Below are 17,834 nucleotides of genomic sequence, written 5' to 3'. Positions count from 1 at the left end.
CGCTGGGGCCGTTTTGTTTTGTGTCAGATCAGACCGGATTCGGAATATCGATAAAGGTATGGCGCAGGCCGAAGCGCTCGGCCACATGCTGGCCCAGCGAGCGAATGCCATAGCGCTCGGTCGCATGATGGCCCGCCGCCAGATACGCCACGCCACTCTCGCGCGCCAGGTGCGTGGTCTGCTCCGAGACTTCGCCGCTCAGATAGGCGTCGACGCCGGCGGCCACCGCGGCATCGAAGTACCCTTGCGCCCCGCCCGTGCACCAGCCAACGGTGCGGATCATCTGCTCCGGCGCGCCGATCGCCAGCGGTTCGCGCCCGAGCACGCCGCCGACATGCGCAGCCAGCGCGGACAGCGGCATCGGCGCGGGCAGCGTGCCGGTCCAGCCCAGCTGGTCGTCGCTGAAGCGGCCGGTGGGCGTGAAGCCGAGCTGCAGGCCAAGTTGCACGTTATTGCCGAATTCCGGGTGATTATCCAGCGGCAGGTGGTAGGCGAACAGGTTGATATCGGCGCCGAGCAGGCGCTTCAGGCGCGCATGCTTCTGCCCCACCACGCGCGCATCCTCGTTTTTCCAGAAATAGCCGTGGTGCACGAGAATGGCGTCGGCGCCCGCCTCTACCGCGGCATCGACCAGTGCCAGGCTTGCCGTCACCCCGGTCACCACATGTGTGATCTCCGAGCGACCTTGCACTTGCAGCCCATTGGGACAATAGTCCTTGTAGCGGGAAACTTCCAACAGGTCGTTCAAGTACAATTCAAGCTCTTTTGTTTTCATTTTCTGCTCAAAACTCCAATATGTTGCGGCGCTTTTGGCTGTTCTTTGCCCAGGCTGTCACCGTCGTGCTGGCGGTCTGGTTCGTCGTGGCAACGCTGAAGCCTGAATGGCTGCAGAGGGGGCGCGTCGCGGTCCAATCCGGCTCGCCCATCGTGGCGCTCAAGGAGGTCGTGCCCAACGTGTCCGGTCCTGCGGCCGAAGGGTCATACAGCGAAGCCGCCCAGCTGGCCATGCCGGCGGTGGTCAATATCTTTACCAGCAAGAACGGCAACAAGCGCTCGCCCAATCCGCAGGCCGAGGATCCGTGGTTCCGATTCTTCTTCGGCGACCGCCTGCCCGAGCGGCAGGAGCCGGTCTCCAGCCTGGGGTCGGGCGTCATTGTCAGCGCCGAGGGTTACATTCTAACCAACCACCACGTGGTCGACGGCGCCGACGAGATCGAGATCGCGCTGACCGATGGCCGCAAGGCCAATGCCAAGGTGGTCGGCTCCGACCCGGAAACCGACCTGGCCGTGCTGAAGGTGACGCTCAAGGACCTGCCGGCGATCACGCTGGGCCGGCTCGAGAACGTGAAGGTCGGCGATGTGGTGCTGGCCATCGGCAACCCGTTCGGCGTGGGCCAGACCGTGACGATGGGCATCGTGTCCGCACTTGGCCGCAGCCACCTGGGTATCAACACCTTCGAAAACTTCATCCAGACCGATGCCGCGATCAACCCCGGCAACTCGGGCGGCGCGCTGGTAGATGCGCAGGGCAACCTGCTGGGCATCAACACGGCGATCTATTCGCGTTCGGGCGGCTCGCTGGGTATCGGTTTCGCCATCCCGGTATCGACGGCCAAGCAGGTGATGGAGTCGATTATCTCGACCGGCAGCGTGACGCGCGGCTGGATCGGCGTCGAGCCGCAGGATATGACGCCGGAGATCGCCGAGTCGTTCGGCCTCGATGCCAAGGAAGGTGCACTGATTGCCGCCGTGGTCCAGGGCGGCCCGGCCGACAAGGCGGGCGTGCGGCCAGGCGATGTGCTGACCAAGGTGGATGGCTTGTCGATCACGGACACCACCGCGCTTCTGAATGCGATTGCGCAGCTCAAGCCCGGTGTGGACATCAAGATGACGGTGATCCGGCGCGGCAAGCCGACGGACCTGACGGTCACCATTGGCAAACGGCCGCCGCCGCCGCGCCGCTCGTTGCCGTTTGAAGAAGAGGAGTAAGCCGGGCCTTGCCCCTATCGGAGTCAGCAAACCCGCCAGCGATGGCGGGTTTTTTTATGGCCGCATTCCCCCGGGCACGTGGCGGTGACGGGACGGGTCGGCGTGCTTCGACTTGCGACATAGCCGCAGGTGTCATGCCGCGCGACGCCGGTTGTTCAGGCGATAGCAGCCCATCGGGATCGGTCCACCGGCGTGCCATGCTAGGCGGCCACGATCCGTGTGGCGTGCATGCGAGCTGATCGGATCCGCGGACCAATGGAGCCGTCGCGCGGTCCGGCGGCAATGCGGAAGCGGCGCAAGGCCCCAGCCGTGTCGCTGATTGCCGCCATCGAATTGCACAAAAGAAAACGCCGGCATCCTTGCGGATGCCGGCGTTTTTCAAGTCAACCTTAAGCGGGCAGAAGCCCGCGTCAGATTAGAACTTGTGGCGCAGGCCGACCACAGCACCGAACTGGTCCTTGCCAGCTTGGACGGTGTTGAAGCCGTTCACACCCAGCAGCGAACCGTTGTCGTTCAGAGCGTACGACAGCGAGGTGTACACGTCGGTACGCTTCGACAGCGCGTAGTCGGCGGTCACGACGAATTGCCACGGATCGGCGTCGGTCTTGCGGAAGTCTTGGTAGTACGCAGCGCCCGACAGCGAGAACGCCGGGGTCAGCTGGTAACCCAGACCCAGCCAGTACAGGTTGGAGGTGCCGTTGGTGCCCAGCGGGTTGGCGGCAGTGCCGACTTGGCCCGGCAGAGCCGCGCCGTCAGCAGCCTTGGCCCAACGGTAGCCAGCGTAGACCTTGGCCGGGCCGAAGGCGTAGTTGGCACCAACGGTGGCGCGGCGGATACGCTGACCGCTTTGGTCAACGCCACCAGCCGACACGGTACCGTGGACTTCGTCATAGGCAGCACCAACCGAGAACGGGCCAGCTGCGTAGTTCAGCAGCGCGCCGTACTCTTGGCCGCGGCGGAAGGCGCCGGCGGTTTCCTGGCCGTTGTTGTTGAAGCTGTAGAAGGCCGAAGCGGTCAGGCCACCGAACTTGCCGATGTACTTGACGGTGTTGTCAGCGCGCGAAGCGAAAGCGGCGTCCTGAGCCAGGATACCGTAGCGCGACGAGATGGCCATCGGGTCATAGATCAGACCGAAGTCGTAGAAGGCGGTCTGTTGACGGCCCAGCAGCAGCGAACCGAAGTTGCTTTGCAGACCGACGTAGGCTTGACGACCGAACAGACGACCACCTTGGGCCGAACGACCGTCATCCAGGTCAAAACCGCTTTCCAGGACGAACACGCCCTTCAGACCGCCACCCAGGTCTTCCACGCCACGCAGGCCCCAGCGCGAACCGGACTGGTTACCCGACGACATGCGGAACAGATCGTCGCCGGCAGCGTTGGCCTTGCTGACGTATTCGAGGCCGACGTCAGCCACGCCGTACAGGGTCACGCTCGACTGGGCATACGCGCCACCAGCGGCCAGAGCGGCGACGGCAGCAGCAAACAGTTTCATCTTCATATCGACACTTTCCTTGTCAACTGATTGGGAAATCTTGGTTGCCCAAGTGCTTGGGCGACGCATTTACATTCACGTCTGCTGCGTATTATGTGCCAGCCCCCCCGGCCGTCAGAAGGCTTTTTCGGCGTAAACCATGCTTACTGGCGGTTTTTGTTGTCGGAGAGCAACAGGAATGCGGGCAAGAATCCCCATTTTGGTGCAAACGAACAGCACACCCTGCGAAAAAGCCTGCCTCAGCGCGATTCATCCGGCTGCGTTTCTGCGGAAGTGGCCTCCTCGGCTTCCGGGCGGCCGATGAAACGGGCCAGGATCAGGCCAAGTTCATAGAGGGCCACCAGAGGAATCGCCAGCAGCAGCTGCGACAGCACGTCCGGCGGCGTGACAATAGCGGCGATGATGAAGGCCCCGACGATCACATAGGGGCGGATCTGCTTGAGCTTTTCCAGTTCCACCACGCCGAATCGCACCAGCACGATCACCACCACCGGCACTTCGAAGGTGATGCCGAAGGCCAGGAACGTGGTCATGGCGAAGCTGAGGTATTTGTCGATGTCGGTGGACATCTCCGCCCCCAGCGGCGCGTTGTAGTGCGCCATGAAATGGAACACCGTGGGGAATACCAAAAAATACGCAAACGCCACGCCGCACAGGAACAGGAAATAACTGCTCGATACCAGCGGCAGGATCAGGCGCTTCTCATGCTGGTACAGGCCCGGCGCGACAAACTGCCAGACCTGGTACAGCACCCATGGCAGCGCGATCAGGAATGCCACCAGCAAGGTCACCTTCATCGGCACGAAGAACGAGCCGGTCACGTCCGTGACGATCATCTTGCCGCCCTTGGGCAGCGATTCCATCAGCGGCGCGGAGAACAGGTTGAAGATGACCGGCGCCCAGTAGACCAGCGAGACGAACACCAGGATGATGCCGGCCACCGCCTTGACCAGTCGCTGGCGCAACTCGATCAGGTGGGAGATGAAGGTTTCCTGCTGCGACTCGTCTTGCGGGTCTTGGGGATCGGAGGACCGGGTGTCGCTCATGGCGTGAACCGCTCAGCCGCGGGGGCTGGCAAGTGGATCGATGAAACCGCAACGTGGCGGCGGGGGAAGGCGGACACAACGACAGCGGCCACGGCGGCCGGCAGGAGTTCGCCGCGCGCCATGCTTATTCGAAGAAGGAACGGGAGGGCCGGCTCGCCGGCCGGTGCCGCTTGACGCGAGCCGCGCCCGACTGCACCCAGACGCGGACATTGTGCTGGCGCTTGAACCACAGTGGACGCGCGCCCTGCTTGACGCGCCAGCTCTTGCGCCCGTTGTGCGCCTTGTGCGCCGCGTCCCAGCTGGGCACGAAGCCGCCGCCGGCGTCGCTGCCGCTGCCGGCGCCGCTGGCTGCGCCGGTTTCGGCGCCGCCGAGGGCTTCGTTGAGCGCCTGGGTCTGCTCGCTGACTTCCTTGTGGATGGTGCGCTCGACATCGCGCGCGGCGTCCTCGAACTCCGTGCGCATCTTGCGCAGTTCTTCCAGCTCCACCTCGCGGCTGACTTCCGCCTTGACGTCGTTGATGTAGCGCTGCGCACGGCCTACCAGCGCGCCTACCGTGCGCGCGACCTTGGGCAGCCGTTCGGGACCGATCACGATCAGTGCCACGGCGCCGATCAGCGCCAGCTTGGAAATGCCGAGATCAATCATGCGGACACATCATGCGGACAACATGCGGAATAGCGCGGGCGCGCAACGACACGCGCAGCGAGGTTTGCGTGGAAGGGAGGGCACACCGCCGGCTTATTGCTGGCGGGATTTTTCCTTGGCGTCGACGTCGATGGTGGTGGAATCGCGCAGTTCCTTGGACGCGCCCGGCTGGGCACCCTTGTCCTCGCCGTCCTTCATGCCGTCCTTGAAGCCCTTGACCGCGCCGCCCAGGTCCTGGCCGATATTGCGCAGCTTCTTGGTGCCGAACACCAGCATGACGATCACCAGCACGATCAGCCAGTGCCAAATGCTAAACGAACCCATCTCTTGCTCCTGATGCAGCCGCGGGCGCGATCATTGATGCCCGGACCCGTTGTTCCGTCCCGTGATGGCCGCGCCGGGCGACGGTTGCCGGCGCAGCTTCTGCCCGGGCGTTGCCGCCGCGGACACTCCCCTGCCAAGGCCGCCCGGTCAGGGCAGCGGTCCTTTCCAGGCGTGGCGCGGTCCACCCAGCACATGCAGGTGCAGGTGGTAGACCTCCTGTCCGCCGTCTGGGCCGGTGTTGATCACCGTCCGGAAGCCGTTGGAGCAGCCGGCCGCGCGCGCCAGTTCTGGCACCTTCAGCATCATTCTAGCAAGCACCTCTCCATCGCCGGCGCCGCAATCGGCCAGCGAGTCGACATGTGCCTTGGGAATGACCAGCAAGTGTACCGGGGCCTTGGGATGGATATCGTGGAAAGCCAGCATGTCGTCGTCTTCATAGACTTTGTTCGACGGCAGCTGGCCGGCCACGATCTTGCAGAAGATGCAATTATCCTGAGCGTTCATGAAAATTTCATTGCGACGGCCGTGGCTCCGGTGACCACCTATGCATCGGCTGCCCGACCTCAGAACTGCTGGTCCGGGTACATCGGCTTGCTGTCGTTCAGATACAGCCAGCCCTTGACGATACGATACAGCATCCACAGCGACAGCACGCCCCACACGGCAAAGGCCAGCGGCATCAGCACGACTGTCGCGAACAGCACCCCGCCCAGCACGCCCCAGGCCACCGACCACCAGAACGAGCGGATCTGCCAGGCGAAGTGCGAGGCATACAGCGAGCCGCGCGCGTCATCGCGCTTGACGTAATCGATCACGATGGCGATCAGCGCGGTGATGCCGCCGGTGAGCCAGAAGATCGCATACAGCGCGTAAAGGATGTGCAGCAGCTTGCGCAGGCTGCCCAGCTGTTCGCCGCTGGGAGTGGTGACCTGCCCGGTGTAGTCGTTCGCCATCATCGCCCTCGGTTGAAAGCCTGCCTCGCGGCAGGCGGGAAACCGGCCGGCACCCGCGCCGGCTAGTCCTTGCGCCGGGCCTTTTCTTCCAGGCCGGACAGCCCTTCGCGCCGCGCCAGCTCGTTGACCACATCCGCCGGCGTCAGGCCGAAGTTTGCCAGCAGCACCATGCTGTGGAACCACAGGTCGGCCACTTCATAGACTACCTTGCCGGCCGCGGCGCCGCTCTCGCCGGCGGCGCGCGCGTCCTTGGCGGCCATCACGGTCTCGGTGGCCTCCTCGCCGATCTTCTTCAGGATGGCGTCGTCGCCCTTGCTGAACAGGCGCGCCACATAGGACTTGTCGGGGTCGCCGCCGTTGGCGGGCTTGCGCGATTCCAGCACCTCGGCCAGGCGCGCCAGGACATCGTTGCTGCTGAGTGCGTTGTCGCTCATGGCTTGGTGTAGATCTGGGCAGGGTCCTTCAGCACCGGCTCGACCGTCTGCCAGTCGCCGGCGTCGGCATCGCCCTCGAATTTCTGGAAGAAGCAGGAATGGCGCCCGGTATGGCAGGCGATGCTGTCAATCTGCGTCACCTTCAGCAGCACCACGTCTTCATCGCAGTCCAGACGGATCTCGTGCACCTTCTGCACATGGCCCGATTCTTCGCCCTTGTGCCACAGGCGCTTGCGCGAGCGCGACCAGAACACGGCCTCGCCCAGCTCCACGGTGCGCAACAGCGCCTCGCGGTTCATGAACGCGAACATCAGCACGTCGTTCGATCCGACTTCCTGCACGATCACCGGCACCAGGCCGTTGTCGTCCCATTTCACCTTGTTGAGCCACTTCTTCGGCATGATCAGATCCGCACGGGTATGCCCTCGCGGGCCATGAATGCCTTGGCTTCGCCCACGGTATGCTGGCCGTAGTGGAAGATGCTGGCGGCCAGCACCGCGTCGGCGCGGCCCTGGGTGATGCCGTCGGCCAGGTCCTGCAGGCCGCCGACGCCGCCCGAGGCGATCACTGGCACCGGCACCGCGTCGCTGACGGCGCGCGTCAGTTCCAGGTCGAAGCCGCTCTTGGTGCCGTCGCGGTCCATGCTGGTGAGCAGGATCTCGCCCGCGCCGCGGGTCGCCATCTCACGCGCCCATTGCACTGCGTCCAGCCCTGTCGCCTTGCGCCCGCCATGGGTAAAGACTTCCCAGCGCGGCGCTTCGCCCGGGGCGGAGCTGCGCTTGGCGTCGATCGCCACCACGATGCACTGCGAGCCATAGCGCGCGGTGGCGTCCGAAACCAGTTGCGGATTGGCGATCGCCGACGAGTTGACGCTGATCTTGTCGGCGCCGGCATTGAGCAGCCGGCGCACGTCTTCGACGGTGCGCACGCCGCCGCCCACCGTCAGCGGGATGAATACCTGCGAGGCGACGTCCTCGATAATATGCAGCATCAGGTCGCGCCCGTCGCTGGTCGCGGTGATGTCCAGGAATGTGATTTCGTCGGCGCCCTGCTCGTCATAGCGGCGCGCGATTTCCACGGGATCGCCCGCGTCGCGCAGCTCGACAAAGTTGACGCCCTTGACCACCCGCCCGTTAGTCACGTCCAGGCAGGGGATGATACGTTTGGCTAGCATGAGATTCCTTGTCCGCCACCGCTGCCGTGCCGGCAGCGGCCAGGCGGCCGCGCCCCGCGGCGCCGTTGCTTATTGCCCGTTGCGCAGCTTGTCCGCAAGTGCCTGTGCGTCGGCAAAGTTGAGGTCGCCGGAATAGATTGCGCGGCCGCAGATGACCCCTTCCACGCCCTCGCCTTCGACCGCGCACAGGTTGTCGATATCGGCCAGGTTGGACAGCCCGCCGCTGGCGATCACCGGGATCGACATCGACTGCGCCAGCTTGACGGTGGCATCGATATTGATCCCTTGCAGCATGCCGTCGCGACCGATGTCGGTGTAGATGATGGCCTCGACCCCGTAGTCTTCATACTTGCGCGCCAGGTCCGCCACCTCGTGGCCGGTCAGCTTGCTCCAGCCGTCGGTGGCCACCTTGCCGTCCTTGGCATCGAGCCCGACGATGATATGGCCGCCGAAGGCCGAGCACGCGTCCTTCAGGAAGCCGGGGTTCTTCACCGCCGCGGTGCCGATGATGACGTACGAGAGCCCGTCGTCCAGCCAGCGCTCGATGGTGTTCAGGTCGCGGATGCCGCCGCCCAGCTGCACCGGGATCTCGTCGCCGACCTCGGCGATGATGGACTTGATGGCGGCCTCGTTGCGGGGCTTGCCCACGAACGCGCCGTTCAGGTCCACCAGGTGCAGGCGGCGGGCGCCCTGCTCCACCCAGTGGCGTGCCATGGCGGCGGGATCTTCGGAAAAGACGGTGGCCTGGTCCATGTCGCCTTGTTTGAGGCGTACACACTGACCGTCCTTCAGGTCGATGGCCGGAATGAGCAACATATGCGTGACGAGCGTGGTTGAGTGAGTGAGATTGAGCGAGACCGGCGCATGCCGGTCAGGTCGGGTCGATAGTCGATCGGAAACAGGTCAGGTGCCGGGTCGGTCAGCGGTCGAGCATCGGGTCAACAAGCGAAAACAAGCGAATCGCGAATCGGCAAGCTGCGCTTCAGGGATTCCAGTGGACGAAGTTCCGGTACAGCTGCAGGCCCATGGCCGCGCTTTTCTCGGGGTGGAACTGCGTCGCGAAAATATTATCGCGCGCTACCGCGCTGGTAAACACGACTCCGTATTCCGTTTCGCCGGCAATATGGGCCGGATCCTGCGCCTGCACATAGTAGCTGTGGACGAAATAGAACCAGCTGTCGTCCGGGATACCGTCCCACAGCGGGTGCGGCCTGGCCTGGCGCACCCGGTTCCAACCCATCTGCGGCACCTTGAAACGCGAGCCGTCGGGCTGCGTCATGCCATCCAGCGCAAACCGTACGACCTGCCCGGGCATCAGCGCCAGCGCCGGGGTGCGATCCGTGCCGGCGCGGCTTTCAGTGCTGAATTCGAACAGCATCTGCTCGCCCACGCACACGCCCAGCATCGGCTTGCTCGCGGCGGCCTCGACCACCGCTTGCTGCAGCCCGGACGCGCCCAGCGCCGACATGCAGTCGGGCATCGCGCCCTGGCCCGGCAACACCACGCGGTCCGCCGAGCGGATGCCTTCGGGCGCATCCACCACCCGGACATCGGCTTCCGGTGCCGCGGCGCGCAGCGCCTGCGCCACCGAGCGCAGGTTGCCCATGCCGTAATCCACAATTGCTATGGTAGTCATGATTTCAAAACAGGCAACAATGTCTTCAGCCCGTCCACGATGAATTCCACGGCCAGCGCCGACAGGATCAAGCCCATCAGACGCGTGCCGATATTGATGCCGGTGCGCCCGATCACCCGGGCGATCGGGTCTGCCGCGCGGAATACCAGGTACACCACCGAACCCAGCAGCACGCCGATGCCGACCAGGATCAGCAACTGGTACCAGTGCTGGGTCTTGCCGGCATAGACGATCACCGTGCTGATCGAACCCGGCCCGGTCAGCAGCGGCAGCGCCAGCGGCACCACCGCAATGCTGGACTTTACCTCGGCCTCGTCCTCTTCTTCCGGCGTGGCCTTGGTGCGGCTGGTTTGCGCATTCAGCATGTTCATGGCCATCATGATCATGATGAGCCCGCCGCCCACCTGCAGCGATGCCACCGAGATATTGAAGAACTCGATGATCTGCTGGCCCAGCAGCGCGGACACCGCCACCACGATCGCCACCGAGATCGACGCGATCTTGATGGTACGCAGCTTTTCCGCTTCGGTCTGCTGGCTGGTCAGGCTGATGAAGAACGGGATCGCCCCGATCGGGTTGATCAGCGCCAGCAGCGAGATAAACGACTTGAGCGTATCCATCGGTTGCGGTTGCCAGCATCGCTGGCCGTATTGGCTAGAGAGGTGGGCGGGCGCCGCAACCAGCCGGCACGCCTACGGTTTCAGGAAGCTCAGAGCGTACCCTTGGTCGACGGGATCGTGTTGGCCGCGCGCGGATCCAGCTCAACCGCCATGCGCAGTGCCCGGCCGAAGGCCTTGAACACGGTCTCGCACTGGTGATGGGCGTTGATGCCGCGCAGGTTGTCGATGTGCAAGGTCACGCCGGCATGGTTGACGAAGCCGCGGAAGAACTCGATGGTCAGGTCCACGTCGAAGCTGCCCACGCGCGCGCGCGTGAACGGAACGTGGAACTCCAGGCCCGGGCGGCCGGAGAAATCGATCACCACGCGCGACAGGCATTCGTCCAGCGGCACGTAGCTGTGGCCGTAGCGGGTGATGCCCTTCTTGTCGCCGATGGCCCTGGCCACCGCCTGGCCGAGCGTGATGCCCACGTCTTCCACCGTATGGTGGTCGTCGATATGCGTGTCGCCGGTGGCTTCGACCTCCAGGTCGAACATGCCATGCCGGGCGATCTGGTCCAGCATGTGGTCGAGGAACGGCACGCCCGACGCCAGCTTCTGGCGGCCGCTGCCGTCGAGATTCAGGGAAACGCGAATCTGCGTTTCCGAAGTATTGCGGGTGACCTCTGCAACACGCATGGTGTTAATCCTGCAGCGAAGCTGCGAATGCCTCAAGGAACTGCGCGTTTTCTTCGGGCGTGCTGACCGTGACGCGCAGACAATTGGCCAGCAACGGGTGCATTTTACTCACGTTCTTGATCAATACCTTCCGCGCCAGCAGGCGCTCGAAGGTCTGTGCGGCATCCGGCACGCGCACCAGCAGGAAATTTGCCGCGCTGGGGAACACGGTGACCCCGCGCAGCGCCGCCATGCCGTCGGCCACGCGCGTGCGCTCGGCACGCAGTTGCGCGGCCTGTTCGTCCAGCACCGCCACATGCTCGAGCGCGAACAGCGCGGCGGCCTCGGTCAGCACGTTGACGTTATAGGGCGGGCGCACCTTGTCGAGCTGCGACAGCCATTCCGGCGCGCCGGCCAGGTAGCCCAGGCGGATGCCGGCCAGGCCGAGCTTCGATACGGTGCGCATCACCAGCAGGTTGCCGAAGTCAGTCAGCCGCGGCATCCAGCTGTGCTGGGCGAACGGCTGGTAGGCTTCGTCGACCACCACCAGGCTGTTGCAGACCTCGCCCTGCGCGGCGCGGATGATGGCCTTCATGTCTTCGGCGTCGAACAGGTTGCCGGTGGGGTTGTTCGGGTAGGCCAGATAGATGATGGCGGGCTGCTGCGCGGCCATCGCCGCCAGCATCGCGGCGCGGTCGAGCGTGAAGTCGGCGCGCAGCGGCACGCCGACGAACTGCAGGCCGGCAAACTGCGCGGACATCGCATACATGACAAAGCCCGGCACCGGCGCCATCACCTTGGCGCCCGGCCTGGCCGCGGCCAGCGCCAGCATGCTGATGAGTTCGTCCGAGCCGTTGCCGAGCAGCACGTCCATGCCGGCCGGCACCTGCATCACGCGCTTGAGCGCGGCGCGCAGCGCTTCGCTGCTCGGCACCGGGTAGCGGTTCAGCGCCACCTCGCCCAGCCGCTCGGCCAGTTGCTGGCGCAGCGCGGGCGGCAGGCGGTACGGGTTCTCCATGGCGTCGAGCTTGACCAGACCGTGCGAATCCGGCACGTGGTAGGCGCCCATGGCGCGCACGTCGTCACGGATGATGCGTTCGATCAGGGAGGGCTCTACGGCTGACATGGAAGCTCCAGTGTGGGTTGGGTCAGGGGTTCAGCTACGCTTGAAACGGTATTCCGCGCTGCGGGCGTGGGCCTGCAGCCCTTCGCCATAGGCCAGTTCGGCGGCGATCTGGCCCAGCATCTGCGCGCCGCCCTCGCTCACCTCGATCAGGCTCGAGCGCTTCTGGAAGTCATAGACGCCCAGCGGCGACGAGAAGCGCGCGGTGCGCGAGGTCGGCAGCACGTGGTTGGGGCCGGCGCAGTAGTCGCCCAGCGACTCGCTGGTATATCGGCCCAGGAAGATGGCGCCGGCATGGCGGATCTTCTCGCTCCACTGGCGCGGGTTCTCGGCCGAGATCTCGAGGTGTTCCGGCGCGATCGCGTTGGCGATCTCGCAGGCCTCTTCCATGTCGCGCACCTTGACCAGCGCACCGCGGCCGGAGATCGACGCGGCAATCACGTCGCGGCGCGGCATGGTGCCAAGCTGGCGCTGGATGCTGGCTTCGACGCGGGCGATATAGTCCGCGTCCGGGCACAGCAGGATCGACTGCGCCAGTTCATCGTGCTCGGCCTGCGAGAACAGGTCCATCGCCACCCAGTCGGGGTCGGTGGTGCCGTCGCAGATCACCAGGATCTCGGACGGGCCGGCGATCATGTCGATGCCGACGGTGCCGAACACGCGCCGCTTGGCCGCGGCCACGTAGGCATTGCCCGGGCCGACGATCTTGTCGACCTGCGGCAGCGTCGCGGTGCCGTAGGCAAGCGCGCCCACGGCTTGTGCGCCGCCGATGGTGAAGACGCGGTCGACGCCGGCGATCTGCGCCGCGGCCAGCACCAGTTCATTGCGCACGCCGCCCGGCGTGGGCACGACCATGATGATTTCCTTGACGCCCGCCACGCGCGCCGGGATCGCGTTCATCAGCACCGACGACGGGTAGGCGGCCTTGCCGCCCGGCACGTAGATGCCAACGCGGTCCAGCGGCGTCACCTTCTGGCCGAGCATGGTGCCGTCGGCCTCGGTGTATTCCCAGCTGTGGCTGCCGCATTCGATCTTCTGCTTCTCGTGGTAGGCGCGCACGCGCGCCGCGGCCGCTTCCAGCGCGGCACGGCGCTTGGGCTCGAGATCTTCGAGCGCGGCTTCGAGCTGCTGCTGCGAAACCTCGAGCGCGCCCATCGACGCCGCCTCGACGCGGTCGAAGCGGCGCGTGTATTCCAGCACCGCGGCATCGCCGCGCGCTTTCACGTCGGCCAGGATCTGCGCCGCGGCGCGATCGATGGCCTCGTCCTCGCCGGCCTCGAAGGCCAGCACCTGGCGCAGCGCCTCGGCAAAGCCCGGCTCGCTGGAATCGAGCCGGCGGATCGGCAGGCTTTCCATTTCGGTTGGGTTCATGACTTCTGTTCCTGTCAGGCGGCGACCCGGCCTCAGGCCAGCGCCGCTGAAGCGCGTTCGAAGGCGTCGAGGATCGGTGCCAGCCGCTCGCGCTTGAGTTTGAGCGCGGCCTGGTTCACCACCAGCCGCGACGAGATCTGCACGATCTCTTCCACTTCCACCAGATTGTTGGCGCGCAGCGTGCTGCCGGTGCTGACCAGGTCGACGATGGCATCGGACAGGCCCACCAGCGGGCCCAGCTCCATCGAACCGTACAGCTTGATCAGGTCGACGTGAACGCCCTTTTTCGCAAAATGCTCGCGCGCGGTCTGCACGTACTTGGTGGCCACGGCCAGGCGCGCGCCCTGGCGCACGGCCTTGGCGTAGTCAAAGCCGGCCGGCACCGCCACCGACATGCGGCAGCGTGCGATGTTGAGGTCGATCGGCGCATACAGGCCGGCCATGCCGCTTTCCATCAGCACGTCCTTGCCGGCCACGCCGAAGTCGGCCGCGCCGTACTGCACGTAGGTCGGCACGTCCGAGGCGCGCACGATCACCACGCGCACCGCCGGATCGGAGGTCGGCAGGATCAGCTTGCGCGAGGTCTCGGGATCCTCGGTGACGCGGATGCCGGCAGCTTCCAGCAGCGGCAGCGTCTCGGTGAAGATGCGGCCCTTGGACAGCGCCAGCGTCAGCTGGTTGGGCGATGCGTTGAAAGCGGGGCTCATCGGGCTTCAGTCCTTGGTGCTCAGGCAATGCGGCGGATCTTCGCGCCCACTGCCGACAGCTTGTCTTCCATGCGGTCGTAGCCGCGGTCCAGGTGATAGATGCGGTCGATCACGGTTTCGCCGTCGGCCACCAGGCCGGCGATCACCAGGCTGGCCGAGGCGCGCAGGTCGGTCGCCATCACGTTGGCGCCCGACAGCCGCGGCACGCCGTTGACCACCGCGGTGTTGCCTTCGACGGTGATGTCGGCGCCCAGGCGGTTCAGTTCCTGCACGTGCATGAAGCGGTTTTCGAAGATGGTCTCGGTCACGCGCGCGGTGCCTTCGGCGACCGCGTTCAGGGCCATGAACTGGGCCTGCATGTCGGTCGGGAAGGCGGGATATTCCGAGGTGCGGAAGCTCACCGCGCGGGCGCGGTGCGGCATCGCCAGGCGGATCCAGTCGGCGCCGGTCTCGATGCTGGCGCCGGCTTCGCGCAGCTTGTCGAGCACGGTATCGAGGATCTCGGGCTGCACGCCGCGCAGCACCAGGTCGCCCAGCGTCGCGGCCGCCGCGCACAGGAAGGTGCCGGCCTCGATGCGGTCGGCGATGACGCTGTGGCTGGCGCCGTGCAGGCGCTCGACCCCATGCACCACCAGCCGGTCGGTGCCGATGCCGTCGATCTTCGCACCCATCTTGACCAGCAACTGGGCCAGGTCGGTCACCTCGGGCTCGCGCGCGGCGTTTTCCAGCACGGTCTCGCCTTCGGCCAGCGTCGCCGCCATCAGCAGGTTCTCGGTGCCGGTGACGGTGATCATGTCGGTGACCACGCGCGCGCCCTTCAGGCGTTTCGCGCGGGCATGGATAAAGCCATGCTCGATGGTGATCTCGGCGCCCATCGCCTGCAGGCCCTTGATGTGCTGGTCGACCGGCCGTGCGCCGATGCCGCAGCCGCCAGGCAGCGACACGCGGGCCTCGCCAAAGCGCGCCACCAGCGGGCCCAGCACCAGGATCGAGGCGCGCATGGTCTTGACCAGCTCGTACGGGGCCTCGAGCACATTGACGTCGGCGCCGTTCAGGGTCACGCGGGCGCCGTCGAATTCGGCCTGCATCCCCATCAGGCGCAGCAGCTTGAGCGTGGTGCGCACGTCCTGCAGGTTGGGCACGTTGTCCAGCGCGACGGTATCGGCCGTCAGCAGGCCCGCGCACAGGATCGGCAGGGCGGCGTTCTTGGCGCCCGAGACGCGGATTTCACCCTTGAGCGGGCCGTTGCCGTGAATCTGGAATTTGTCCATGTTCTGTGGTCTGGTCCGGGCACGCGCCCGGGCATCATTGTTCTGGAGCCGCGCGTTCGCGCGGCGCACGATTCTTACTTGCCTTCGCCCGCCTGCCACTCCGCGGGGGTCAGGGTCTTCATCGACAGCGCATGGATCTCGGCGCGCATGCGGTCGCCCAGCGCCGCGTAGACACGCTGGTGGCGCTGGATCAGCCGCTGGCCTTCGAATTCGTTGCTGACGATGGTGGCAAAGAAATGCTGGCCATCGCCCTCGACTTGCAAGTGTTCGCAGGGCAGTCCTTGGGCAATGTAGTCCCTGACTTGTTCCGGTGTAGGCAGCATGGGGTTCTCTTCAGCGTGATTCAGCTTGATTCAACAGGGCCGGCCGCCGCTCAGTGGCGCAGCTTGTATCCGGACTTCAACAGGCGCAGCGCCAGCGCGGCCAGCACCACGAACGCCGATCCGACCACCGCCAGGCTGAACAGCGGCGACACGTCCGAGACGCCGAAGAAGCCATAGCGGAAGCCGTCGATCATGTAGAAGAACGGATTGGCATGGGACACCGCCTGCCAGAAGGCCGGCAGCGAATGGATCGAATAGAACACGCCCGACAGGAAGGTCGCCGGCATGATCAGGAAATTCTGGAACGCGGCGAGCTGGTCGAACTTCTCGGCCCAGATGCCGGCAATCAGGCCGAGCGTGCCCAGGATGCCCGCGCCCAGCAGCGCGAACACCAGGATCCAGCCGACGTTGGCGAAATGCAGGTTGGCGAACCACGCCGTCACCAGCAGCACGCCCAGGCCGACGGTCAGCCCGCGGATCACCGAGGCCACCACGTAGGCGCCGAACATCTCCCAGTGCGACAACGGCGGCAGCAGCACGAACACCAGGTTGCCGGTGATCTTGGACTGGATCAGTGATGAAGAACTGTTGGCGAACGCGTTCTGCAGCACGCTCATCATCACCAGCCCGGGCACCAGGAAAGCGGTGTAGCTGATCTGGTCATAGACCTTGACCCGGTCTTCCAGCACATGGCCGAAGATCAGCAGGTACAGCACCGCGGTCAGCACCGGCGCGGCCACGGTCTGGAAGCTCACCTTCCAGAAGCGCAGCACCTCCTTGTACAGCAGCGTGCGGAAGCCCACCAGGCCGCCGACGGCCATCGGGCCGAGGCGGGTGTCGTCGAGGATTTCGATGTCGCCAGGCTGCTTCATGCCGCGGCCTCCATCGCCGGGTCGGGCAGCGCGCCGGGCATATGCCCCTCGCGGCGCATGATCTGCACGAATACGTCCTCGAGGTCGGCCTTGTTGATTTCCATGTCTTCGATGTCACAGCCCGCTTCGCGGCAGGCGGCCAGGATCGGCTCGACCGCCTGGTAGCCCGACAGCCGCAGCCGCACCGCGCGCTCGCCGGGGTTGGCCGGCATGCGCAGCGGCTCCAGCGCGGCCGGCAGGCTGCCGCGCGCGAAGGTCAGCACCAGCTGCAGGCCGGCAAACTGCGTCAGCAGGTTGCTGGTGCGGTCCAGCGCCACTACTTCGCCGAACTTGAGCATGGCGATGCGGTCGCACAGGGCCTCGGCCTCTTCGAGGTAATGCGTGGTCAGGATGATGGTGTGCCCTTCGCGGTTCAGGCGCGAGATGAACTTCCACAGCGTTTGCCGCAGCTCAACATCGACGCCCGCGGTGGGCTCGTCGAGCACGATCACCGGCGGGCGGTGCACCAGCGCCTGCGCCACCAGCACGCGCCGCTTCATGCCGCCGGACAGTTGGCGCATGTTGGCATCGGCTTTCCCGGTCAGGTCCAGGTTGGCCATGATTTCGTCGATCCAGTCGTCGTTGCGGGTCAGGCCGAAATAGCCTGACTGCAGCCGCAGCGTCTCGCGCACCGTGAAGAACGGATCGAACACCAGCTCCTGCGGCACCACGCCCAGCATACGCCGCGCCATCCGGTAATCGGCGACGACATCGTGCCCCAGCACACTGACGCGGCCGGAATCGGCCCGGTTCAAACCGGCGAGGATCGAGATCAGCGTGGTCTTGCCGGCGCCGTTGGGCCCGAGCAGGCCGAAGAATTCGCCGCGTTCGACGGTGAAGCTGACGCCCTTGAGCGCCTGCAGGTTGCGGTAGCGCTTGCGAACGTCGTGGATTTCAATGGCTTTCATGGCCGATTGTTTGTGGCGGGTCCGGCTCTTTCGGCGCCGGCCGCCAGGAAATGGGGAGCAAAGCGTGCCCGGATATCCTGCTCCGGCATGGATCGGGCCGGCAACAGGCGGGGGGATGGGCGAACAACCCGGAATTATAGGGGATGCGGGGTGGATCCCGCTTGATCCCCGCCGGATCCGCCCCGGGGGCTCGGCGGCCGCGCCAGCGGTCGCCGCGGCATCGCGTGAGGCCGCGTGGATGGCGACC

The 17,834-nt window shown here is 65.6% G+C and carries 22 protein-coding genes; 1 reads left to right on the top strand and 21 read right to left on the bottom strand.

The features are described 5' to 3' along the window. Positions 1–28 precede the first annotated feature (28 nt). Complete coding sequence (locus C7416_RS24870) at positions 29–775, bottom strand: Nif3-like dinuclear metal center hexameric protein (RefSeq protein WP_111521353.1); 747 nt, start codon at positions 773–775, stop codon at positions 29–31. A gap of 20 nt (positions 776–795) precedes the next feature. On the opposite strand from C7416_RS24870, the gene C7416_RS24865 reads away from it, so the two are divergent. Beyond that, a complete protein-coding gene (locus tag C7416_RS24865; protein WP_018004945.1) occupies positions 796–1,989 on the top strand; it encodes a Do family serine endopeptidase in 1,194 nt (397 codons plus the stop codon). Between the two features lie 415 nt (positions 1,990–2,404). Here C7416_RS24865 and C7416_RS24860 read toward each other — a convergent pair whose 3' ends face one another. From C7416_RS24860 to C7416_RS24765, 20 genes are all read right to left on the bottom strand, one after another. Beyond that, positions 2,405–3,490, bottom strand: coding sequence for a porin (locus C7416_RS24860; RefSeq protein ID WP_111521352.1), 1,086 nt, complete (start codon positions 3,488–3,490; stop codon positions 2,405–2,407). A 233-nt stretch (positions 3,491–3,723) separates the two neighbouring features. Then, positions 3,724–4,530, bottom strand: coding sequence for a twin-arginine translocase subunit TatC (tatC, locus tag C7416_RS24855; protein WP_111521351.1), 807 nt, complete (start codon positions 4,528–4,530; stop codon positions 3,724–3,726). Positions 4,531–4,654: 124 nt separating this feature from the next. Continuing rightward, positions 4,655–5,176 (bottom strand): Sec-independent protein translocase protein TatB, encoded by a 522-nt coding sequence (gene tatB / locus C7416_RS24850; RefSeq protein WP_111521350.1) that lies wholly within the window; start codon positions 5,174–5,176, stop codon positions 4,655–4,657. A gap of 93 nt (positions 5,177–5,269) precedes the next feature. Continuing rightward, positions 5,270–5,500, bottom strand: coding sequence for a Sec-independent protein translocase subunit TatA (tatA, locus tag C7416_RS24845; protein ID WP_018004941.1), 231 nt, complete (start codon positions 5,498–5,500; stop codon positions 5,270–5,272). Between the two features lie 147 nt (positions 5,501–5,647). Beyond that, on the bottom strand, positions 5,648–6,004 hold the full coding sequence (locus tag C7416_RS24840; RefSeq protein WP_111521349.1) for a histidine triad nucleotide-binding protein: 357 nt from the start codon (positions 6,002–6,004) through the stop codon (positions 5,648–5,650). 59 nt (positions 6,005–6,063) lie between these two features. After that, the gene (locus C7416_RS24835) at positions 6,064–6,456 is read right to left on the bottom strand and encodes a DUF4870 family protein (RefSeq protein ID WP_018004939.1); all 393 of its coding nucleotides are present in this window, start codon (positions 6,454–6,456) and stop codon (positions 6,064–6,066) included. Positions 6,457–6,515: 59 nt separating this feature from the next. Further along, entirely contained in the window at positions 6,516–6,887 is a 372-nt protein-coding gene (locus C7416_RS24830) for a phosphoribosyl-ATP diphosphatase (protein WP_012354084.1), read from the bottom strand. After that, on the bottom strand, positions 6,884–7,288 hold the full coding sequence (gene hisI, locus C7416_RS24825) for a phosphoribosyl-AMP cyclohydrolase (protein ID WP_092317504.1): 405 nt from the start codon (positions 7,286–7,288) through the stop codon (positions 6,884–6,886). The genes C7416_RS24830 and hisI overlap by 4 nt, the downstream gene beginning before the upstream one ends. Positions 7,289–7,290: 2 nt before the next feature. Further along, a complete protein-coding gene (hisF, locus tag C7416_RS24820; protein WP_062801924.1) occupies positions 7,291–8,061 on the bottom strand; it encodes an imidazole glycerol phosphate synthase subunit HisF in 771 nt (256 codons plus the stop codon). A 69-nt stretch (positions 8,062–8,130) separates the two neighbouring features. After that, complete coding sequence (gene hisA, locus C7416_RS24815; protein ID WP_111521348.1) at positions 8,131–8,877, bottom strand: 1-(5-phosphoribosyl)-5-[(5-phosphoribosylamino)methylideneamino]imidazole-4-carboxamide isomerase; 747 nt, start codon at positions 8,875–8,877, stop codon at positions 8,131–8,133. Positions 8,878–9,043: 166 nt separating this feature from the next. Next, positions 9,044–9,697 carry an imidazole glycerol phosphate synthase subunit HisH gene (gene hisH / locus C7416_RS24810; RefSeq protein ID WP_018004935.1) on the bottom strand — a complete coding sequence of 218 codons (654 nt, stop codon included), beginning with the start codon at positions 9,695–9,697 and terminating at the stop codon, positions 9,044–9,046. Then, positions 9,694–10,317 (bottom strand): YchE family NAAT transporter, encoded by a 624-nt coding sequence (locus tag C7416_RS24805; RefSeq protein WP_111521347.1) that lies wholly within the window; start codon positions 10,315–10,317, stop codon positions 9,694–9,696. The genes hisH and C7416_RS24805 overlap by 4 nt, the downstream gene beginning before the upstream one ends. Positions 10,318–10,406: 89 nt before the next feature. Then, positions 10,407–10,994, bottom strand: coding sequence for an imidazoleglycerol-phosphate dehydratase HisB (hisB, locus tag C7416_RS24800; protein ID WP_010812330.1), 588 nt, complete (start codon positions 10,992–10,994; stop codon positions 10,407–10,409). A 4-nt stretch (positions 10,995–10,998) separates the two neighbouring features. Beyond that, positions 10,999–12,099 (bottom strand): histidinol-phosphate transaminase, encoded by a 1,101-nt coding sequence (gene hisC, locus C7416_RS24795; protein ID WP_111521346.1) that lies wholly within the window; start codon positions 12,097–12,099, stop codon positions 10,999–11,001. 30 nt (positions 12,100–12,129) lie between these two features. Next, complete coding sequence (hisD, locus tag C7416_RS24790; protein ID WP_111521345.1) at positions 12,130–13,467, bottom strand: histidinol dehydrogenase; 1,338 nt, start codon at positions 13,465–13,467, stop codon at positions 12,130–12,132. Positions 13,468–13,499: 32 nt separating this feature from the next. Beyond that, on the bottom strand, positions 13,500–14,174 hold the full coding sequence (gene hisG / locus C7416_RS24785; RefSeq protein WP_062801929.1) for an ATP phosphoribosyltransferase: 675 nt from the start codon (positions 14,172–14,174) through the stop codon (positions 13,500–13,502). Between the two features lie 20 nt (positions 14,175–14,194). Beyond that, on the bottom strand, positions 14,195–15,445 hold the full coding sequence (gene murA, locus C7416_RS24780; RefSeq protein ID WP_111521344.1) for a UDP-N-acetylglucosamine 1-carboxyvinyltransferase: 1,251 nt from the start codon (positions 15,443–15,445) through the stop codon (positions 14,195–14,197). A 74-nt stretch (positions 15,446–15,519) separates the two neighbouring features. After that, positions 15,520–15,768 carry a BolA family protein gene (locus C7416_RS24775; RefSeq protein ID WP_111521343.1) on the bottom strand — a complete coding sequence of 83 codons (249 nt, stop codon included), beginning with the start codon at positions 15,766–15,768 and terminating at the stop codon, positions 15,520–15,522. 50 nt (positions 15,769–15,818) lie between these two features. After that, on the bottom strand, positions 15,819–16,640 hold the full coding sequence (locus C7416_RS24770) for an ABC transporter permease (protein WP_111521342.1): 822 nt from the start codon (positions 16,638–16,640) through the stop codon (positions 15,819–15,821). Next, the gene (locus tag C7416_RS24765) at positions 16,637–17,587 is read right to left on the bottom strand and encodes an ABC transporter ATP-binding protein (RefSeq protein ID WP_062801932.1); all 951 of its coding nucleotides are present in this window, start codon (positions 17,585–17,587) and stop codon (positions 16,637–16,639) included. Before C7416_RS24765 ends, C7416_RS24770 begins: the two co-directional genes overlap by 4 nt. Positions 17,588–17,834: the final 247 nt, after the last annotated feature.

The organism is Cupriavidus phytorum (assembly GCF_003254285.1).
Classification (GTDB): Bacteria; Pseudomonadota; Gammaproteobacteria; order Burkholderiales; family Burkholderiaceae; genus Cupriavidus; species Cupriavidus phytorum.
This window is presented reverse-complemented; position numbering and strand designations above follow the sequence as displayed.

Coding starts and splice junctions, on each gene's coding strand:
- hisC (WP_111521346.1), bottom strand. CDS start 12,099: ATGTCAGCCGTAGAGCCCTCCCTGATCGAACGCATCATCCGTGACGAC.
- hisI (WP_092317504.1), bottom strand. CDS start 7,288: ATGCCGAAGAAGTGGCTCAACAAGGTGAAATGGGACGACAACGGCCTG.
- C7416_RS24865 (WP_018004945.1), top strand. CDS start 796: ATGTTGCGGCGCTTTTGGCTGTTCTTTGCCCAGGCTGTCACCGTCGTG.
- hisH (WP_018004935.1), bottom strand. CDS start 9,697: ATGACTACCATAGCAATTGTGGATTACGGCATGGGCAACCTGCGCTCG.
- hisD (WP_111521345.1), bottom strand. CDS start 13,467: ATGAACCCAACCGAAATGGAAAGCCTGCCGATCCGCCGGCTCGATTCC.
- C7416_RS24840 (WP_111521349.1), bottom strand. CDS start 6,004: ATGAACGCTCAGGATAATTGCATCTTCTGCAAGATCGTGGCCGGCCAG.
- C7416_RS24870 (WP_111521353.1), bottom strand. CDS start 775: ATGAAAACAAAAGAGCTTGAATTGTACTTGAACGACCTGTTGGAAGTT.
- C7416_RS24770 (WP_111521342.1), bottom strand. CDS start 16,640: ATGAAGCAGCCTGGCGACATCGAAATCCTCGACGACACCCGCCTCGGC.
- hisG (WP_062801929.1), bottom strand. CDS start 14,174: ATGAGCCCCGCTTTCAACGCATCGCCCAACCAGCTGACGCTGGCGCTG.
- C7416_RS24835 (WP_018004939.1), bottom strand. CDS start 6,456: ATGATGGCGAACGACTACACCGGGCAGGTCACCACTCCCAGCGGCGAA.
- hisB (WP_010812330.1), bottom strand. CDS start 10,994: ATGCGTGTTGCAGAGGTCACCCGCAATACTTCGGAAACGCAGATTCGC.
- hisF (WP_062801924.1), bottom strand. CDS start 8,061: ATGCTAGCCAAACGTATCATCCCCTGCCTGGACGTGACTAACGGGCGG.
- tatC (WP_111521351.1), bottom strand. CDS start 4,530: ATGAGCGACACCCGGTCCTCCGATCCCCAAGACCCGCAAGACGAGTCG.
- tatA (WP_018004941.1), bottom strand. CDS start 5,500: ATGGGTTCGTTTAGCATTTGGCACTGGCTGATCGTGCTGGTGATCGTC.
- tatB (WP_111521350.1), bottom strand. CDS start 5,176: ATGATTGATCTCGGCATTTCCAAGCTGGCGCTGATCGGCGCCGTGGCA.
- hisA (WP_111521348.1), bottom strand. CDS start 8,877: ATGTTGCTCATTCCGGCCATCGACCTGAAGGACGGTCAGTGTGTACGC.
- murA (WP_111521344.1), bottom strand. CDS start 15,445: ATGGACAAATTCCAGATTCACGGCAACGGCCCGCTCAAGGGTGAAATC.
- C7416_RS24860 (WP_111521352.1), bottom strand. CDS start 3,490: ATGAAGATGAAACTGTTTGCTGCTGCCGTCGCCGCTCTGGCCGCTGGT.
- C7416_RS24775 (WP_111521343.1), bottom strand. CDS start 15,768: ATGCTGCCTACACCGGAACAAGTCAGGGACTACATTGCCCAAGGACTG.
- C7416_RS24765 (WP_062801932.1), bottom strand. CDS start 17,587: ATGAAAGCCATTGAAATCCACGACGTTCGCAAGCGCTACCGCAACCTG.
- C7416_RS24830 (WP_012354084.1), bottom strand. CDS start 6,887: ATGAGCGACAACGCACTCAGCAGCAACGATGTCCTGGCGCGCCTGGCC.
- C7416_RS24805 (WP_111521347.1), bottom strand. CDS start 10,317: ATGGATACGCTCAAGTCGTTTATCTCGCTGCTGGCGCTGATCAACCCG.